The sequence below is a fragment of the Kitasatospora sp. NPDC088742 genome (assembly GCF_055584905.1).
In genome coordinates, this window is sequence record NZ_JBVJLD010000002.1 from 389,891 (window position 1) to 408,062 (window position 18,172).

Consider the following 18,172-nt stretch of genomic DNA (forward strand, 5'->3'; position numbering starts at 1 on the left):
GGTGTGTTCAGTGCACCGGGCGGGAGGTGTCGGCTTCGCCCCCGGCGCCGACGGGGCGGAGGCGGGTGGTGGCGGTGGCCTTGAGTTGGGGGGCGAGGCGGGCGACGTCGCGGGAGCCCACGGCGGCGATGAGGGTGGGGAGGGTCCAGCGGAGGGGTTGCATGGCGCGGAGCCAGGGCTGGGCGTAGACGTGGGCGGAGCGGCGGGCGATGCCGTCGACGATGCGGTCGACGGCGGGCGGGAGGGGGTAGGTCTTGTTGGCGGGCCAGGGGAGGCGGGCGCGCATCTGGCGCAGGACGTCGTCCTGGTCGGCGCCGCGGACCATGTCGGTGTCGGTCCAACTCAGGTAGCCGACGCCGACCTTGACGCCCTGGTGGGCGACCTCCGCGCGGAGGGAGTGGGCGAAGGCCTCGACGCCGGCCTTGGAGGCGCAGTAGGCGGCCATCAGGGGAGCGGGGGTCATGGCGGCCAGCGAGGCGATCTGGAGCAGGTAGCCGCGGCTCTCGGTGAGGGCGGGGAGGAAGGCCCGGGCGGTGGCGACGCTGCCGAGGAGGTTGACCTCGATGACGCGGTCGAAGGTGCGCGGGTCGGAGTCCACCAGCGGGCCGCCGATGGCGATGCCGGCGTTGGCCATCACGGCGTCGATCCGGCCGTGCCGCTCCTGGATCTCGGCGGCCACCGCCGTCAGACCGGCGAGGTCGGTGACGTCGGCCTCGTGCCAGGTGGCCAGCGGGCCGCAGGCCTCCGCCGCGGCCTTGAGCTCGGTGGGCTCCAGGCCGACCAGCGCGGGGCGGGCGCCGCGTTCGGCGAGCTTACGGGCCGTCAGGGCGCCGACGCCGCGGGCGGCACCGGTGACGACGACGACCTGACCGTTCAGCTGGGGGCTCATGAGGCGGCCTTCCGGGAGCGGGAGGGACGGGCGGACGGCAGGTGCGCGGCCACGAGGCGGCGGATCTCGCCGGCCACCTCGGCGGGCCGTTCGACCGGGGCCATGTGGCCGATCCGGGGCAGTTCGACCAGGCCGGCCGGGGCCGGCAGGGCGGAGAGCAGGCGCCGGGAGTGGACCGGCGGGGTGAGCCGGTCGTGGGTGCCGACCAGCACCGCCGTGGGGGCGGCCAGCTTGGCGACCTTGGCGTAGAGGTCGAGGGTGCCGAGCACCCGGGACCACCGGTGGCGGACGCCGGTCGGGCAGGCGTGCACCACCTCGGCGGTGGCGGCGACCCGGTCGGGGGAGGTGTCGGGGCCCATGGTGGCGTACTTCAGGGCGGCCCGGCTGACCGCGCTGGAGCGGCCGAGCGGCATCCGGGACTGGAGCAACTGCCGCCCCAGGAAGGTGCGGAGGGGGCGCGGCACGGAGGCCGGCACCACGTTCAGCTCGGCCAGCAGGTCGCCGGGACCGGTGGAGCAGAGCAGGTTGGCGGCGGTACGGGCGGCCACCTCGCCGCGTTCGGCGGCGGCCATGATGGTCATGCCGCCCATGCTGTGCCCGGCGACCACGGCCTGCCGGCCGTCCGGGACGACCCTCAGCAGCACCGCCTCCAGATCGTCGGCCAGCTTGACGGTGGAGTAGCCGGAGACGGTGGCCGGGATGTCGCTGCGGCCGTGGCCGCGCTGGTCGTAGGCCACCACCCGGTGGTCGGCGGCGAGTTGGCGGATGACCGGGGCCCAGAAGACGGTGGAGCAGGTCCAGCCGTGGGCCAGCACGACCAGCGGGGCGTCCTCGGGACCGAAGGCGGCGGCGTGGATCCAGTGGCCGTCCTCCGAGCGGATCCGGTACTCCTCGGCGGGCACCGGCATCACGCAGTCGGGCGGAAGTGCGGTCATGCGAGGGCCTCCTGAGGATTCGTCACGGTCCCGGCAGTGGTCGAGGAGCGGCGGACCACCTCGTACTCGGCCAGGTCGATCCGGCGGGTGGCGCGGCGGAAGGAGCTGGTGGAGCCGGGCCAGAGCACGGTGTTCTTGCCGCTGCCGTCCAGGTACCAGCTGAGGCAGCCGCCGGTGGACCAGACGGTCCGGTCCATCTTGTGCTGGAGTTCGAGGTTCCACTGCCGCTGGGCCCGGGCGGTGGGCTGGAGGGCGCCGCCGCCGATCGCGTCCAGGGTGGTCAACGCGTCGATCAGGTAGTTCAGTTGGGACTCGATCATGAGGATCATCGAGCTGTTGCCGAGGCCGGTGTTGGGCCCGATCACGAAGAACAGGTTGGGAAAGCCGCGCACCGTGGAGCCGCGCAGCGCCTCCATGCCGTCCTTCCACTCCTCGGCCAGGCTGACCCCGTCCACGCCGAACACCCGCTGGGCGATGGGCATGTCGGTGACGTGGAAGCCGGTGCCGAAGACCACCGCGTCCACCTCGTGCTCGCTGCCGTCGGCGGCGACCAGGGTGGAGCCGCGCAGCTCGCGCAGGCCGCCGGCGACCACCTCGGTGTTGGGGGCGGCGAGCGCCGGGTAGTAGGTGTTGCTGAGCAGGATGCGCTTGCAGCCGATCCGGTAGTCCGGGGTCAGCTTGGCCCTCAACCCCGGGTCCTTGATGCCCTGGTGGATGTTGCGCACGGCCAGCTGCTGGACCAGCTTGAGGGCTCCGGGGCGGCGGACGAAGGCGTCCACCTGGAGCTCGCGGAGCGCGAAGAGCACGCCGCGGCGGAGCTTGCCGGTGGGCGGCAGGGCACCGTGCAACCACTTCTCGGCGGCCGTGATCTCGCGGTCGTTGCGCGGCAGGACCCAGGCGGGGGTGCGCTGGAAGACCGTCAGCTTGCCGACCTTCGGCTGGATGGCCGGGATGATCTGGGCGGCCGAGGCGCCGGTGCCGACGACGGCGACCCGCTTGCCGGTCAGGTCGAAGTCGTGGTCCCAGCGGGAGGAGTGGAAGACCTTGCCGGTGAAGTCCTGCAGGCCCGGGAGGTCGGGGATCTGCGGGTCTGCCAGCGGGCCGGCGGCGGAGACCACGGCGTCGGCGGTCCAGGTGCCGGCGGCGGTGGTGACCCGCCAGCGGGTCTGCTCCTGCTCCCAGCGCAGCTCCAGCACCTCGGCGCCGAAGCGCAGGTGCGGGCGCAGGCCGAAGGTGTCGGCGACGCGCTCCAGGTAGGCGCGGATGTCCGGCTGGAAGGAGAAGCTGCGCGGCCAGTCCGGGTTGGGCGCGAAGGAGAAGGAGTAGAGGTGCGAGGGCACGTCGCAGGCGCAGCCGGGGTAGCTGTTGTCCCGCCAGGTGCCGCCGACCGAGGAGGCCCGCTCCAGGATCACGAAGTCGGTGATCCCGGCCCGGCGCAGCCGGACGCCGGCGCCGAGGCCGCCGAAGCCCGAGCCGACCACGGCGACCCGGACGTGCGGGGCCTCCTCCGGGACGGGGTCCTGCTTGGAGAGCTTGGGGCTGGCTGCCATGCGTCGGCCTCCGGTGGGGTGGGAGCGCTGAGGGGCGGGAGCGGTGCGGAGCGGGAGCGGTGCGGAGCGGGAGCGGTGCGGAGCGGGCGTCTCCGCTCCATTAGAACCGCGCCAGTAATTGCTGGCGCGATTGGCAGGGTAGTCCTTGCTGACACTCAGTGGAAGAAGGCGGACAGCATCGGTTTTCCACGACCGGCCGGGCCCGCGCCGCGCCTATGCTGGGCGCCGTGGAGATCGAGCAGCGGCGCGGACAGCGCGAGTACCGGGTCGAGGAGCTGGCCGAGGCGGCCGGGATCACCGCCCGCACGCTGCGGTTCTACCGGGAGCGCAAGCTGCTCCAGCCGCCCCGCCGGGAGGGCCGGATCGCCTGGTACGGGGAGCGGCACCTGGAGCGGCTGCGGGTGATCGGCGAACTGCTGGAACGCGGTCACACCCTGGGCGGGATCGCCGAGTTGATCGGGGCCGGGGAGAGCGGGCAGGACGTGGCCGGGCTGATCGGGCTGCGCGACGCCATCACCGCACCATGGTCCGACGAGACCCCGGTCCACCTCAGCTGGACCGAACTGCAGCAGGCCTTCGGCGAGCAGCTGACCGAGACCACCACGGCCGAGTCGATCGCCCAGGGCTACGTCACGGTCGAGGAGGACGGCATCACCCACGTCAGCCGCCGGCTGATGGACGCCACCCGGGAGCTGGTGGCCGAGGGCGTCCCGCTGGAGGCGGTACTGGAGGTCAGCCGGAAGGCGCAGGAGTACGCGGACGCGATGGCGGAGGCGTTCACCTCGCTGATCCGCGATCAACTGCTCGGCTCGCTGGAGCACGTGGCGGAGCTGACGCCGGGTGAGGCGGCCCGGCTGGCCGAGAAGGTGCGGCGGCTGCGGCCGCTGGCCCGCTCGGTGGCGGACGCCCAGTTCGGCCTCGCGATGGACCGCCGGGTGGCGGCGGAGTACCGGGCACTGGTCGAATCCTGAGACGGCTTGCGCCGCCGGGCAGCACCAACCTACGAGGTGCGTGGCCCGCCCCCCGATTGCCGGTCGGTCTTGGTAGGACGCCCCCTGTCACGGTCCGTCAGGGGGCGTCCCGCTTGGGTGATCGCACTGTTCCTTCACACCGTCCAGCCGCCCTAGGGTCGGGTCACGCACCCGCGGGATGACCACTCCTCAGGGCCGGTGGACGGGAGGCGGGCGCCCCGAGACCGGCCCGGACTCCCGGGGGGCTGGGATGGCCGCTGTCTTCTCCACCGGCGTCGTCGCCACGTTCGCGACCGCCGCACGACTCACCGGCGGGCGGGTGCTGCTCTGGTCCGCGCTCGGCCGGCTGCCCAACGCCATGTGCCCGATCGGCGCGCTGCTGCTGGTCACCCACGACTCCGGCAGTGTCTGGCGCGGCTCGGCCGCGACCGGCGTGCTCGCCCTCGGCCAGGCGGCCGGCGGCCCGCTGGTCGGACGGCTGGCCGACCGGCACGGACAGCGCGGCGTTGGGCTCGTCGCGGCTGCCGTCAACGCGCTGGCGATCGTGGCCCTGGTGCTCGGCTCGCGACTGGACGCCGCCATGCCGCTGCAACTCGCCGCCGCCACCCTGATCGGGCTCTCGGTGCCGCTGATCGGCCCGCTCGCCCGCAGCCGCTGGATCCGACTGGCGGACGGGGACGGCGAGTTGACCTCGGCGACGCTCTCGCTGGACGGCACCGTGGACGAGATCAGCTTCACGGCCGGGCCCGCGGTGATCGGTCTGCTGGCCACCCTGGTCGATCCGGCCGCCGGACTGCTGCTGGCCGCCGGGCTGGTCGCGGTCTGCGGCACGCTGTTCGCCCTCCACCCGACGGCCGCACCCGGCCACGGCACCCAACAGCGGTCACCCGGGCGGCTGTTGAGCACGCCGTACGCGCTCCTGCTGGCCGGGATGGGGCTGCTCGGCGCCTGCTTCGGCTCGGTCCAGGTCGGGGTCACCGCCTCCGCCGAGGCCTTCGGCCACCCGGGGGCGGCGGGACTGGTCTACGGACTGATGGGCGGCACCAGCGCGGTGGCGGGCGTCATCACGGCGGCGCTGCCCGCCCGTTGGGACCTGCCGCTGCGACTGCGGGTCTCGGCGGGGCTGCTGCTCGCGGCCGCACTGCCGCTGCTGCTGGTCTCCACCGTCACCGGCCTGGCCCTCGCGGTGGGCGGGCTCGGGCTGGCGGTCGCGCCCCAGATGATCACGATGTTCGGCCTGGTCGAACGGACCGTCCCCACCGCCCGGTTGGGCGAGGCGATGGCCGCCCTGGTCAGCTCGATCACCCTCGCCCAGGCGGCCGGCACCCTGGCCGCCGGCCGGATCGCGGAGAGCTACGGCTCCACCGCGCCGTTCACCCTCACGGCCTGCTTCGCACTCGCCGCCCTGCTCCTCACAGCAGCGACCGCCACCGCCGACCGCTACCGCCCCGCAGTGGCCTAACGCCTCCGGGGGCGGGGGGAACGGCGCGCGGGGGAACGGCAACACGTGCAACTGGCTCTCGTGCCCCGATCTAGCGCTGGTCCGCCTTCCGAACTCGCGCAGTTCCTCGCGCCCCTACGGGGCGCAGCCGCGGGCGAGGCCGGTCCCCGTCGCCCTCAGGAAGTGGCGGGGACCGGCGCACTGCACCACGGTAGGCAGCCGGCGGTGGCGTGCCCAGGGCGAGGGGTGCTCTCCGTCAACTGCCGGGTGGGTCAGGCCTCCAGGCGGGCGACGCGTTCGGCGTCGGGGGTGCGGGGGCAGGTGACGCAGGCGGCGGGGGGCTTGACGGCGTAGTAGAGGCAGCAGCCCAGGCGGGTGCGGGTGAGGTGGGTGCGGCCCTCGGTGCCGGGGAGGGTGCGGAAGTCGGCTCCGCCGGGGAACGGGGCCGTGGAGCCGGGGAGGACGGCGGCGGCGGTGCGGGCGGCGTGGTCCTCCTGGCCGAGCATCCGGCCGAGGTACCAGATGCCCGAGACCAGATCGTCCGTCACCATGCCCCACAGGGCGCGGGCTCCGCGCCGCAGGTGCGGCTGGAAGGCGTCGAGCACGGGGGTGACGTGGTCGGCCACGGCGGCCCGCAGCAGGTGCTCGTCGCCGGGGGCGGAGCAGCCGGGGCGGAGCGCCAGGTCCCCGGTGGCGGGCGAGATCCAGAGCTGTTCCGGGTCGATCGCCGGGATCCGGCCGGTCAGGTACCAGGGGCCGGTGAAGAGCAGGCAGACGGACCAGAGGTAGTGGTGCAGCAGGCGGGAGGCGGCCACGTGCGGGCGAGGGACGGCGCCGTGCTCCTCCGTGATCCGGGTCACCTCACCGGCGATCAGGTCCTCGACCCGGGCCGGGAGTTCGGAGACCGGGATCCAGCCCTGACGGTCCGTCGGCGCGTCCTTGCCGGATTCGATGATCCGGACACGGAGCGTCCCGCAGACGTCGACCACCGAGCGCAGCGTCTCGGCCAGTCGGGCAGCCTCGGAGGGGGCTGCGGGCACCACCTGGAGCATCCGGTCTCCTAGATCGAATAAGGTGAGCCTCACCTTATAGACATCGGGGCGAGATGAGAAAGCCACACGATCCGGCTTGACTCACTTAGGGCAAGCTAACCTAAGATCTTGCCCTGTGCTCACCACCGACCAGCCGGACTCCACAGCCCCGGCGCAGCGGACCTCCCCGGCCAGGCGAACTCTCGTCCTGCTCGTCGGTCTCGCCGCGCTCGTGCTGTGCGCGGCGCTCAGCCTCGCCCTCGGGACGCGACCGATCCCGTTGGGCACCGTCCTTGACGCGCTGTCAGGGCGGATCACCGGAGGCGACGCCGACGTGGTCACCGGCCTGCGGGTCCCCCGCACGGTGATCGGACTCGCGGTCGGCGCCGCGCTCGGCGCCGCCGGAGCGGTCGCCCAGGGCGTCACCCGCAACGCGCTGGCCGCCCCCACCACCCTCGGGATCAACGCGGGCGCCGGCCTGGCCGTGGTGGTGGCCATCTTCGCCCTGAAGCTCAGTCAGCCCATCGAGTACGTCTGGTTCGCCCTCGCGGGCGCGGCGGGCGCCGCCGTCCTGGCCTACTCGATGGCCCGCCGCTCGGGCGACCTCGACCCCGTCCGCCTCGCCCTCGGCGGCACCGTGCTGACGGCCGTGCTCACCGCCTGGACCTCCGCCGTGATGCTGGCCAGCCGCCGCACCCTGGACGAGGCCCGGTTCTGGCTGGCCGGTTCGATCGGCGGCCGCAGCCTGGACGTGCTGTACCCCGTGCTGCCGCTGCTGCTGATCGGCCTGGTGCTGGCCCTGCTGGTCTCCCCCGCGCTGAACGCGCTGGCGCTCGGCGACGAGGCCGCCCAGTCGCTGGGCGTGCCGGTGGCCCGGATCCGGGTGCTCGGCGGACTGGCGGTGATCCTGCTGGCCGGGACCGCCGTCGCGGTGGCCGGGCCGGTGGCCTTCATCGGGCTGGCCGCGCCCCACCTGCTCCGTCCCTTCCTCGGCAACGACCACCGCTGGCTGGTGCCCGGCTGCATGATCGGCGGCCCGGTGCTGCTGCTCGCCGCCGACGTGCTCGGCCGCCTGGTGGTGCGTCCCTCCGAGATCGAGGTCGGCATCGTGACGGCCTTCCTCGGCGCCCCGCTGCTCGCGCTGCTGGCCCGGAAGGTGGCCCGCTGATGACCGCCGACGTCCTCGCCACGCCCGCCGCGCCGCGCACCAGCGCGCCGGCCCGGCAGCGCCGCCGCACCCTGCTGACCGGCCTGGCCCTGACGGTGGCTCTGGTGCTGCTCACCGGGCTGGCCCTGAGCACCGGTCAGGTGAAGCTGCCGCTGCTGGACGCGCTGCGCGCGCTGGTCGGCCTGGGCGACTCGGGCAACGTGCTGGTGGTGCAGGAGTTCCGCGCGCCCCGGGTGGTCTCCGCGCTGATCGCGGGCGCCGCGTTGGCGGTCTCCGGCTCGCTGCTGCAGCGCCTGTTCCGCAACCCGCTGGCCTCGCCCGACGTGGTCGGGGTGACCGGCGGCGCCTCCTTCGGCGCGGTGCTGATGCTGGCGCTGGGCGCCTCCCAACTGCTCATCCCGCTGGCCGCGCTGGGCGGCGGCCTGCTGGCCGCGCTGCTGCTCGGCGGTTTCGCCTGGCGCTCGCGGATCGCCGTCACCCGGCTGGTGCTGGTCGGCCTGGCGGTGCAGTCCGGGCTGGCGGCCGCGGTCAACCTGATGATCGTCCGCTTCCCGGCCGAGCTGGCCTCCTCCGCCATGCAGTGGACCACCGGCTCGCTCTACGGGCGGAACTGGACCGAGATCCAGCTCTGCGGCTCGGCCATCGCCGTGCTCACCGTGCTGGTGTTCCTGCTGAACCGTCAGGTCGCCGTGCTGGACCTGGGCGACGACTCGGCCGGCGGTCTCGGGCTCGACCCGCACCGCACCCGGCTGGCGCTGCTGCTGCTCACCGTCACGCTGGCCTCGCTGGCGGCCGGGCTGACCGGCCCGGTCTCCTTCGTGGCGCTGGCCGTGCCGCACCTGGTCCGCTTCCTGGCCGGGCCGCCCACCCCGGGCACCCTCGCCCTGACCGCGCTCACCGGCGCCCTGCTGCTGCTCGGCTCCGACTACGCGGTGCTCAACCTGCTGCCCGTCCACGGCCTGCCGGTCGGCGCCGTCACCGCGACCCTCGGCGCGCCCTGGCTGCTGATCCTGATGATCCGCCAGGGGCGCCTGCCCAAGGGGAGGAACGCATGACCACCGAACGCCCGGCCGTCGGCAGCGCCACCAAGGCCAACCAGCTGGCCACCGCCGGTCTCCAGCTGCGCTACGGCGACCGCCTGATCGTGGACGGCCTGGACCTCAACCTGCCCGGCGGCGCGGTGACCGCGATCGTCGGCCCGAACGCCTGCGGCAAGTCCACCCTGCTGCGCGGCCTGACCCGGCTGCTGGCCCCGGCGGCCGGCACCGTCACCCTGGACGGCTCCGACATCCACCGGATGCCGGCCCGGGCGCTGGCCAAGCGGCTCGGCCTGCTGCCGCAGAGCCCCGTCACCCCCGAGGCGATCACCGTGGAGTCGCTGGTCCGGCTCGGCCGGTACCCGCACCAGCGGATGCTCAGCCCGTGGTCGGCCGCCGACCAGGCCGCCGTCGAGGAGGCGCTGACCCGGACCGGGACGGCGGAGCTGCGCGACCGGCCGGTGGACCAGCTCTCCGGCGGCCAGCGCCAGCGAGCCTGGATCGCGCTCGCGCTGGCCCAGGACACCGAGCTGCTGCTGCTGGACGAGCCGACCACCTTCCTCGACCTGCGCCACCAGCTGGACGTGCTCGACCTGGTCGCCGACCTGCACGAGGAGGCCGGCCGCACCGTGGTGATGGTGCTGCACGACCTCGGCCAGGCGGCCCGGTACGCCGACCACCTGGTGGTGCTGAAGGACGGTCACCTGATGGCCGCCGGCGCACCGGCCGAGGTGCTCACCGCCGAACTGGTGGAGAGCGTCTTCCAGGTGCCCTGCCAGATCGTCCCCGACCCGGAGACCGGCACCCCACTGGTCGTCCCCCGCGCCAGGAGCCGCCGCCCGGCGCGCGTCTGACGCACCCTCACCCCCCGTACTCCCGGCCCTGGCTCCCCCGCCCCGCCGCCGGTCGCTCCACCCTGCTCGCACCCACTCACAGCAAGGAACCCCCGTCATGCGCAGAACCCCCGCCGTCCTCCTGGCCGCCGCCCTGACCGTCTCGCTCGCCGCCTGCGGCTCGAGCGCCACCTCGGGCGACGCCAAGCCGGCCGCCGAGGGCTCGAAGGCCGCCGACGCCGCGGTCTTCCCGCGCAGCGTCAAGCACGCCATGGGCACCGCCGAGATCAAGGCCCAGCCCAAGAAGGTCGTGGTGCTGGACAGCGGCGAGCTGGACGACGTGGTCCTGCTGGGCATCACCCCGGTCGGCGCGGTGGCCCCGCACCTGAAGACCGAGGGCGGCTTCCCGGCCTACCTCGACGGCAAGGTGAAGGGCACCAAGGACGTCGGCCCGAGCGCCGAGCCGAACCTGGAGCTGATCGCCTCCCTGAAGCCCGACCTGATCCTGACCTCGAAGGTCCGGCACGAGAAGGTCTACGACAAGCTCAACGCCATCGCCCCGACCGTGATGGCCGAGACCACGGGCTTCCCGTGGAAGGAGAACCTGGCCCTCTACGCCCAGGCGCTGGGCAAGGAGGCCGAGGCCAAGCAGAAGCTCTCCGACTACGAGGCCAAGGCCAAGAAGCTCGGCGAGGCCATCAAGGCCAAGAACGGCGGCACCGAGCCGACCGCCTCGGTGGTCCGCTTCGTGGCCGGCCCGACCCGCCTCTACGCCAAGTCCTCCTACTCGGGCACCGTGCTCAAGGACATCGGCCTGAACCGCCCGGCGGCGCAGGACGTGGACAAGAACATCCTGGACATCTCCACCGAGCAGATCAGCCAGGCCGACGCCGACCTGGTCTTCGTCACGGTCGCCACCGACCCGAGCAAGACCAAGCAGGCCGAGACCCAGGCCAACCCGGTCTGGCAGGGCCTGAACGCGGTGAAGAACAACAAGGTCTTCAACGTGCCGGACGAGACCTGGATGTCGGGCATCGGTGTGCTGGCCGCGGAGCAGATGCTCGGCGACATCGCCAAGGCCGCCGGCGTCGAGGCGCCCAAGTAGTCACCCCCTCCCGGCCGTCGGGGAGGCGTGCCCACACCACGCCTCCCCCGGCCACCCCCTCACCCCGAAGAGGACCTTCCGGCATGCGGATGTACCTGCTCGCGCTCAACCCCACCGACTCCGTCACCCAGGGATTCCTGCCCGCCGCAGCGAGACTGGGCCTGACGGTCACCGTGCTCACGGACCACGCCGAGGCGCACCGACGCGCCTACGAGGGCCTGGAGTTCGCGCCCGAGGTGCTGGAGTGCGCGGTCCAGGACCACCGCGAGGTGATCGGCCTGATCTCGCAACTCCCGGCGCCCGACGCGGTGTTCAGCAACAGCGACCACCTCCAGATGCAGACCGCGCTGGCCGCCGAGTACTTCGGCCTGCCGGGCAAGGACTGGAAGGCCGCCTTCCGGGCCAAGAACAAGGGCGAGCTGCGCCGCCACCTGGCCGCCGCCGGGCTGGACGAGGTCTGGTCCGCCGAGCTGTCCCCGGAGGACGACCCGGCCGCCCTCACCCCGCCGTTCCCCTGCGTGGTCAAGCCGCGCGAGGGCGTGGCCAGCGAGGACGTCACCCTGGTCGAGGACGCGGCCCAGCTGGCCGCCGCCGTCGAGGCCATCCGCGGCCGCCGGGCCGGGGCGGTGCTGCTGGTCGAGGAGTTCCTGACCGGTGAGCTGTACACCCTGGAGACGCTGGGCGACGGCACCACCCGGCACGTGCTGGGCGGCTTCCACACCCGGCTCTCGCCGCCGCCGAACTTCATCGAGGAGGTGCTGTTCTACGTCCCGGCGCACCCGGAGGCGGTCACCGCCCAGGTGCTCGCCCAGCTGGACGCGGTCGGCGTCGACCTCGGTGCCTGCCACACCGAGTTCGTGGTGCAGGCCGACGGCCGGGCCCGCCTGATCGAGGTCAACTACCGCGCCATCGGCGACACCTGTGACCTGATGCTGGCCGAGCTGCTGGAGATCCCGTTCTTCGAGCACGTCCTCAACGCCCACCTCGGTGTCCCGCTCCCGGCCGACCTGGGCGCCCGCACCGACCGGCGGGCCCGGAACGAGGGCGTGCTGGCCGACCGGGCCGGCACCCTGCTCGCCGCCCCCGGCCCGTACGACGGCGAGCTGGACGGCGTGCGGCTCTCCTACCGCCCGGTGCGCGAGGTCGGCGAGAAGCACGACCACTACGGCACCAACCGGGACTACCTCGGCATGGTCTGGGCCGTCGGCCCCGACCAGGAGTCGGTGGACCGCACGGTGGCGGAGTTCGTCGCCGCCAACCGCTGGGAGATCGGCGCATGAGCGCCGTCCGGCTCCACACCGCCGCCGAACAGCTGACCCTGCGGGTGCTCGGCGCCCTGCTGCGCGAGGACGTGCTCGGCCTGCGCACCCAGAGCACCCTGGAGCAGCGGGCCGACGGCGCCTGGCTGCGGGCCGGCACGCTGGCCCTGCCGGTCCGCCCGGACGGCTTCCAGAGCGAGTGGACCGCCCGGCTCCCGCTGCTGCGCGCCGACGGCCGTGAACTCACCACACTGGACGCCGTCCTGGCGCACCTGGCCGAGCTGGCCGACCCGCAGGACCGGGACGGCTACCGGGGCTTCGCCCAGGAGTGCCGCCAGACCCTGGCCACCATGGAGCTGCACGAGGCCGTCCACGGCCAGGTGCTGGACCTGCTGACGCTGCGCCACGGCGAGGACCCCGCCCACTGGGAGGGCCTGGACGCCTCGGTCGCCTTCGACACCCTGGCCGCCTTCCTGGACCACCCGGTCTACCCGACCGCGCGCGGCCGCTCCGGCCTCAGCGACGCCGAACTCCGCTCCTACGCACCGGAGTTCCACCCCTCCTTCGAACTGCGCTGGCTGGCCGTGCCGACCGCCGCACTCGCGGCGGACACCCTCGGGGAGCGCCCCGCCTGGTGGCCGACCCTGGAGCGCCTCGGCCTGCCTGAGCTGACCGGCAGTCACCTGCCCCTCCCGGTCCACCCGTTGAGCACCGCCGACGCGCTGGCCGCCACCCCCGGCGCGGTGCTGGCCGATCCCTCCTACCTGGAGGTGGTGCCGACCCTGTCGATGCGCACCGTCGCCCTGGTCGAGCACCCCGAGTGGCACCTCAAGCTGCCGCTGGCCACCGCCACCCTCGGCCTGCGCAACCGGCGCACCATCAAGCCCGGGGTCCTGGAGGACGGCGCCGCCGGGCAGCGGCTGATCGAGGCCGTACTGGCCCGCGAGCCGCGCTTCGCCGACCGCATCCTGCACGCCGACGAGCAGGGCTACGCGCACACCGGCCACGAGCTGGTCGCGGTGCTGGCCCGGCGTTACCCGGCGGGCCTGGAGCGGGCCGTGACGGTGCCGCTGGCCTCGCTGCTGGCCGAGGCCCCCGGCGGGCTGGTGATCGACCTGCTGGCCGGGCGCTTCTACGACGGCTCGGCTCTCGCCCTCTACCGGGACCTGCTGGAGCTGCTGATCGACTGGCAGACCACCCTGTTCGGCCTGGGCCTCGCCCTGGAGTCGCACCAGCAGAACACCTCGCTGGTGCTGGACACCGTGGACGGCGCCACCCGGCTGCGGCTGCTCTACAAGGACAACGACGGCCCCCGGGTGAACTCCGCCCGGGTCGGCGAACTCGCGGTTTACACCGCCGACTTCACCGACCCGCGGACCTTCTCCGAGGACGACCGGGCGATCGCCGACCTGTTCACCACCATCACCGGCCACCTCTGCACCGCCTCGCTGGCCTTCGGCCTGGCCGAGCACGGCCGGGCCCCGCTGGCCGAGACCCTCGGCCTGCTGCGCGAGGTGCTGGAGCGCTCGGTGGACCGGATCGGCCCGGCCGGGGAGAGCCTGCGGGCCGCCCTGCTGGAGGCCGAGCGGCTGCCGGTGAAGGCGATGGTCACGGCCGGCTCGCTGCTCAGCAAGGAGCGCTCGGGCGCCACCGACATCAACAAGCACTACACCTCCGGCCCCAACTACCTGCTTCCGAAGAGCACTTCGGAGCGCACCCCGGCGGCCGGCCGATGAGCACCGCTGCCGCCGAGCGCACCGCCCTGGCTCCGGACCCGGCCCCGGCCGGGCTGGCCCGCCGTCAGGTGCACGCCGTCGCCGCCTGCTACTTCGTCGCCTCCTTCGCCGCGCTCGGCCTGCCGCCCTTCCTCACCGCGATCCTGCCCGGGCTCGGTGACGCGGACGGCAGCTGGGCCGGGGTGCTCTACATCGTGCCGACGGTCTTCAGCGGCCTGGGCGCCCCGCTCTGGGGCCGGCTGGCCGACCGCTTCGGCCGCAAGCGGCTGCTGCTGCGGGCCCAACTCGGGCTCACGGTCTCGTTCCTGCTGGCCGGGTGGGCCGACAGCCTGCCCGCCTTCACGGTGGCGCTGGTGCTCCAGGGCTTCCTCGGCGGCACCTTCGCCGCCACCAACGGCTACCTGGCGGCGGCGCTGGAGGGCTCCCAGCTCTCCAAGGCGCTCACCCTGATGCAGGGCGCCGCCCGGGCCTCGCTGGTGGCCGCGCCGATCCTGGTCGGCGCCCTCTCCCCCTGGATATCCCCGCACCGGCAGTACCTGGTGATGGCCGTACTACCGCTGGCCGCCGCCGCACTGCTCTTCCTGCTGCCCGAACCGGCCTGCCCGGAGCGGCCCGCCCGCTCCGCCGCCGACGGCGCCGAGCAGCCCGTCGGCTCGCTCAAGCTGCTCTACGCGCTGGAGTTCGGCTTCGTCTTCTCCACCATCATCTCCTTCCCGTACCTGGTCTCGCTGGTCCAGGAGCGGCTGCCCGGGGTCGGCGGGACCGTCACCGGACTGCTGTTCGCGCTGCCGCACCTGTGCTACCTGGCCGCCGCCGGGCGTGTCCACACCCGCTTCGCCGAGCGTCCGCGCACCGGGATGGCGCTCGGCCTCGGCTTCGTCGCCCTGGGCCTGGCCGCGCACTGGCCGGCCCACTCCCTGCTCACCTTCACCCTCGCCCGTCTGCTGCTCGGCGTCGGCCTGACCCTCGGTCTGGTCTGCCTCTCGGTGCTCGCCGCCGAGGCCGCGCGCGGCCGGGCCCCGGGCCGGATGTTCGGCTCGCTCGAATTCGTCTCCAAGGGCGGCGCGGTCGCCGCCGGGGTGGTGGCCGCGCTGGTCAACGGCGCCTTCGGTGCCTCCGCCCCCGTGCTGACGGGCACCGTCGCCGCGCTGGCCGCCGCCCTCCTCGCCCTCCTCTCCCGCAGGAGCCACACCCATGCCCTCTCCCGCTGACACCGACACCGGTATCAACACCGACGCCTCCACCGACCTGCGGTCCGTGGCGCCCACCGAACTGCCCACCGCCGACCACGCGGTGGCGCACACCCTGCTCAACTGCCTGCTCCGCGAGGTCTCCGGCCCCGAGCACCAGAGCGCCGTCGCCGACGGCATGCTGCACCTGCGGCTGCCCCGGCGGGGCGTCACCCTGCGGGTCGCGCTGCGCCGCACCTCGCTGGTCGGCGCACACCGCTTCACCGGCCCGGTGGTCGAGGAAGGCCCGGGCGAGGAGCGGGAGTTGACCTGGCAGGAGCTGGCCGGGCACGTGCAGGCCGAGCTCACCCTGCGCACCGGCGTCACCAACGAGGAGTTCCTCGCCCAGCTGACCTCCAGCCGCGCCGGGGTGGCCCACGGCCTGGACCGCCGCCCCGCCGCCGGCCCCGACCGCTACCTGGAGTCCGAGCAGGCCCTGGTCTTCGGCCACCGCTTCCACCCGGCCCCCAAGTCCCGCTACGCCGAGCGCGGTTCCTGGGATGACTACGCACCCGAGGCCCGGGCCGCGTTCCGGCTGCGCCACCTCGCGGTGCGCAGCGAGTACATCGCCCAGGACACCGCCGACCCGGGCGCACTCGCCCTGCTGGACTCGCTCGGCGAGGTGCCGGAGGGCTACACCCTGCTGCCCGCCCACCCCTGGCAGTACGAGCTCCTGCACGACCACCCGGGCCTGACCGCCGCGATCGGGCGCGGCGACGTGATCGACCTCGGCGAGCGCGGCGAGGACTTCACCGCCACCGCCTCGGTGCGCACCCTGCACGGCGCCGGTGCCTTCCTCAAGTTCAGCCTGAACGTGCGGATCACCAACTGCCTGCGCAAGAACGCCGCCTACGAGCTGACCGGCGCCGTCACCCTGACCAGGCTGCTGGCCGAGCCCTTCGCCGCCCTGGCCGAGCGGCACCCCGAGGCCGCGATGCTGCGCGAGCCCGCCTTCCGCACCCTGGCCCTGCCCGGCCCGGACGGCGAGCCGGACCTCTCGCTCTTCGAGGGCTTCGGCCTGATCGTCCGCGAGGGCCTGGAGCGCCACCTCAAGCCGGGCGTCACCGCGCTGCTGGCCGCCGCGGTGGCCGACGAGTACCCGACCAGCTCGGCCCAACTCGGCGTCCTGCTCGACGGGTCGGGCCCGGCCGAGGCGCTGGACTGGTGGGGCGCCTACCTGCGCCTGGCGGTGCCGCCGGTGCTCTCCGCCTACTTCGAGCACGGCGTGGTGCTGGAGCCGCACCTGCAGAACGTGCTGGTCGGCGTGGACGACGCGGGCCGCCCGGTCCAGGTGCTCTACCGCGACCTGGAGGGCACCAAGCTGCTCCCCGAACAGAACTCCGGGCTGCTCGCCACCCTGCCGCCCGAGGTGGCCGGGCCGATGACCTACGACGCGCAGCGCGGCTGGGACCGGGTGGTCTACTGCCTGGTGGTCAACCACCTCTCCGAGTTCGTCTCCGCCCTGGCCGACCTGCACCCCGGGTCGGAGGCCGCCTTCTGGGCCGAACTCCGGTCCGTGCTCGGCGAGTACGCCGACGCCCACGGCTGCCCGCCGCGGCTGGCCGCCCTGCTCGCCGGGGTGCCGCTGCCCGCCAAGGCCAACCTGCTGACCCGCTGGGCGCGCAAGGCCGACCGCGAGGCCGGCTACGTTCCGCTGCCCTCGCCGCTGGGCGAGTCCGTCCTCGCACTGAGCTGGAGCGTCTGATGTCCGAGTCCGTCTCGCAGCTGGTGGCGTCCCTGACGCCCGAACAGTTCCCGGTCTACGTCTACGACCTGGCCGAGCTGCGCGCCCACGCGGCCGAGGTCCGGGCCGCGCTGCCCGAGCGGGTCGAGCTGTACTACGCCGCCAAGGCCAATCCCGAGCAGCCGGTGCTGGCCGCGCTGGCCGGCGCGGTGGACGGCTACGAGGTGTCCTCCGGCGGCGAGTTGGCCCATGTGCGTGCCGCCGTCCCGGACCACCCGCTGGCCTTCGGCGGGCCCGGCAAGACCCCGGCCGAGATCGCCGCCGCGCTGGAGCTCGGCGTGCGGCGCTGGCACGTGGAGAGCGAGCACGAGCTGCGCCTGCTGGCCTCGCTCGCCCATCTCGCCGTCGAACCCGTGGACGTGCTGCTGCGCGCCAACCTGCCCGTCACCGACGGCTCGCTGGACGGCGTGAAGCTGGCCATGGGCGGCCGGCCGACCTCCTTCGGCCTGGACCCGGCGCTGGTGGAGCGCTGCGTGCGGCTGCTGGCGGAGCCCGGCTTCGAGCGGCTGCGACTGCGCGGCGTGCACGCCCACCTGGCCAGCGGGCTGGACGCCGCCGCCCAACTCGGCCTCGCCGAGCGGGTGGTGGCCTGGTCGGCGGCGCTGGCCGAGGAGCACGGCTTCACCCTGCACGAGGTCAACGTCGGCGGCGGCATGGCGGTGGACTACGCCGACCCGTCCGCCCGCTTCGACTGGGCCGCCTTCGGCAAGGGCCTGGCCGAGCTGCTGGACAGTCACCCCGGCCTCACCCTGCGGATCGAGCCCGGCCGGGCCCTCACCTCGTACTGCGGCTACTACGCCACCGAGGTGCTGGACGTGAAGCAGAGCCACGGCGAGGACTTCGCGATCGTCCGCGGCGGCACCCACCACCTGCGCACCCCCGCCACCCGCGGCCACGACCAGCCCTTCACCGTCCAGCCCGTCGAGGAGTGGCCGCACCCCTGGGACCGCCCCGCCGTCACCACCGGCCGGGTCACCGTCTCCGGGCAGCTCTGCACCCCCAAGGACGTGCTCTCCGCCCACCAGCCGGTCGACGCCCTGCGGGCCGGCGACCGGGTGGTCTTCGCGATGGCCGGGGCCTACGCCTGGAACATCTCCCACCACGAGTTCCTGATGCACCCCCGCCCGGGCTTCCACTACCTGGGCTGACCCGCCGCACCGGTCCGGGGCCCCTACTCCCCCGGACCGGCCGCCCCCCGCTGCCGGTGCTGACGGTGTCGGTGCTGACGGTGTCGGTGCGAATCA

At 74.1% G+C, this 18,172-nt stretch carries 15 protein-coding genes; 11 read left to right on the forward strand and 4 right to left on the reverse strand.

The window, feature by feature from the left end:
* Positions 1 to 7 precede the first annotated feature (7 nt).
* The 3 genes from ACZ6ZR_RS03900 to ACZ6ZR_RS03910 are packed head-to-tail and all read right to left on the reverse strand — an operon-like array spanning position 8 to position 3,374.
* Complete coding sequence (locus tag ACZ6ZR_RS03900; protein WP_465639064.1) at positions 8 to 889, reverse strand: SDR family oxidoreductase; 882 nt, start codon at positions 887 to 889, stop codon at positions 8 to 10.
* Positions 886 to 1,824, reverse strand: coding sequence for an alpha/beta fold hydrolase (locus ACZ6ZR_RS03905; protein ID WP_465639066.1), 939 nt, complete (start codon positions 1,822 to 1,824; stop codon positions 886 to 888). The genes ACZ6ZR_RS03900 and ACZ6ZR_RS03905 overlap by 4 nt, the downstream gene beginning before the upstream one ends.
* Positions 1,821 to 3,374, reverse strand: a complete 1,554-nt coding sequence (locus tag ACZ6ZR_RS03910) for a flavin-containing monooxygenase (RefSeq protein ID WP_465639068.1) — start codon at positions 3,372 to 3,374, stop codon at positions 1,821 to 1,823. The genes ACZ6ZR_RS03905 and ACZ6ZR_RS03910 overlap by 4 nt, the downstream gene beginning before the upstream one ends.
* A 227-nt stretch (positions 3,375 to 3,601) precedes the next feature.
* Between ACZ6ZR_RS03910 and ACZ6ZR_RS03915 the strand changes: the two genes are divergently transcribed.
* Together ACZ6ZR_RS03915 and ACZ6ZR_RS03920 are read left to right on the forward strand one after the other, a co-directional pair.
* Positions 3,602 to 4,345: a MerR family transcriptional regulator gene (locus ACZ6ZR_RS03915; protein WP_465639070.1), complete on the forward strand. Its 744-nt coding sequence runs from the start codon at positions 3,602 to 3,604 to the stop codon at positions 4,343 to 4,345.
* A gap of 250 nt (positions 4,346 to 4,595) precedes the next feature.
* On the forward strand, positions 4,596 to 5,807 hold the full coding sequence (locus ACZ6ZR_RS03920) for an MFS transporter (RefSeq protein WP_465639072.1): 1,212 nt from the start codon (positions 4,596 to 4,598) through the stop codon (positions 5,805 to 5,807).
* Positions 5,808 to 6,058: 251 nt separating this feature from the next.
* Here ACZ6ZR_RS03920 and ACZ6ZR_RS03925 read toward each other — a convergent pair whose 3' ends face one another.
* Positions 6,059 to 6,838, reverse strand: a complete 780-nt coding sequence (locus tag ACZ6ZR_RS03925; RefSeq protein WP_465639074.1) for an iron-sulfur protein — start codon at positions 6,836 to 6,838, stop codon at positions 6,059 to 6,061.
* Positions 6,839 to 7,025: 187 nt separating this feature from the next.
* Here ACZ6ZR_RS03925 and ACZ6ZR_RS03930 point away from each other — a divergent pair, with 187 nt between their 5' ends.
* The 9 genes from ACZ6ZR_RS03930 (at position 7,026) to ACZ6ZR_RS03970 (ending at position 18,076) form a co-directional block, all read left to right on the forward strand.
* Entirely contained in the window at positions 7,026 to 7,985 is a 960-nt protein-coding gene (locus tag ACZ6ZR_RS03930; protein WP_465639196.1) for a FecCD family ABC transporter permease, read from the forward strand.
* A complete protein-coding gene (locus tag ACZ6ZR_RS03935; RefSeq protein ID WP_465639076.1) occupies positions 7,985 to 9,040 on the forward strand; it encodes a FecCD family ABC transporter permease in 1,056 nt (351 codons plus the stop codon). Before ACZ6ZR_RS03930 ends, ACZ6ZR_RS03935 begins: the two co-directional genes overlap by 1 nt.
* Positions 9,037 to 9,876, forward strand: coding sequence for an ABC transporter ATP-binding protein (locus tag ACZ6ZR_RS03940; protein ID WP_465639078.1), 840 nt, complete (start codon positions 9,037 to 9,039; stop codon positions 9,874 to 9,876). Before ACZ6ZR_RS03935 ends, ACZ6ZR_RS03940 begins: the two co-directional genes overlap by 4 nt.
* A 97-nt stretch (positions 9,877 to 9,973) precedes the next feature.
* A complete protein-coding gene (locus ACZ6ZR_RS03945) occupies positions 9,974 to 10,960 on the forward strand; it encodes an ABC transporter substrate-binding protein (RefSeq protein ID WP_465639079.1) in 987 nt (328 codons plus the stop codon).
* 83 nt (positions 10,961 to 11,043) lie between these two features.
* On the forward strand, positions 11,044 to 12,240 hold the full coding sequence (locus ACZ6ZR_RS03950) for an ATP-grasp domain-containing protein (protein WP_465639080.1): 1,197 nt from the start codon (positions 11,044 to 11,046) through the stop codon (positions 12,238 to 12,240).
* The gene (locus ACZ6ZR_RS03955; RefSeq protein WP_465639082.1) at positions 12,237 to 13,955 is read left to right on the forward strand and encodes an IucA/IucC family protein; all 1,719 of its coding nucleotides are present in this window, start codon (positions 12,237 to 12,239) and stop codon (positions 13,953 to 13,955) included. The genes ACZ6ZR_RS03950 and ACZ6ZR_RS03955 overlap by 4 nt, the downstream gene beginning before the upstream one ends.
* The gene (locus ACZ6ZR_RS03960; protein ID WP_465639084.1) at positions 13,952 to 15,166 is read left to right on the forward strand and encodes an MFS transporter; all 1,215 of its coding nucleotides are present in this window, start codon (positions 13,952 to 13,954) and stop codon (positions 15,164 to 15,166) included. The genes ACZ6ZR_RS03955 and ACZ6ZR_RS03960 overlap by 4 nt, the downstream gene beginning before the upstream one ends.
* The gene (locus ACZ6ZR_RS03965) at positions 15,150 to 16,889 is read left to right on the forward strand and encodes an IucA/IucC family protein (RefSeq protein ID WP_465639085.1); all 1,740 of its coding nucleotides are present in this window, start codon (positions 15,150 to 15,152) and stop codon (positions 16,887 to 16,889) included. The genes ACZ6ZR_RS03960 and ACZ6ZR_RS03965 overlap by 17 nt, the downstream gene beginning before the upstream one ends.
* Entirely contained in the window at positions 16,889 to 18,076 is a 1,188-nt protein-coding gene (locus tag ACZ6ZR_RS03970) for a type III PLP-dependent enzyme (protein WP_465639087.1), read from the forward strand. Before ACZ6ZR_RS03965 ends, ACZ6ZR_RS03970 begins: the two co-directional genes overlap by 1 nt.
* Positions 18,077 to 18,172 lie beyond the last annotated feature (96 nt).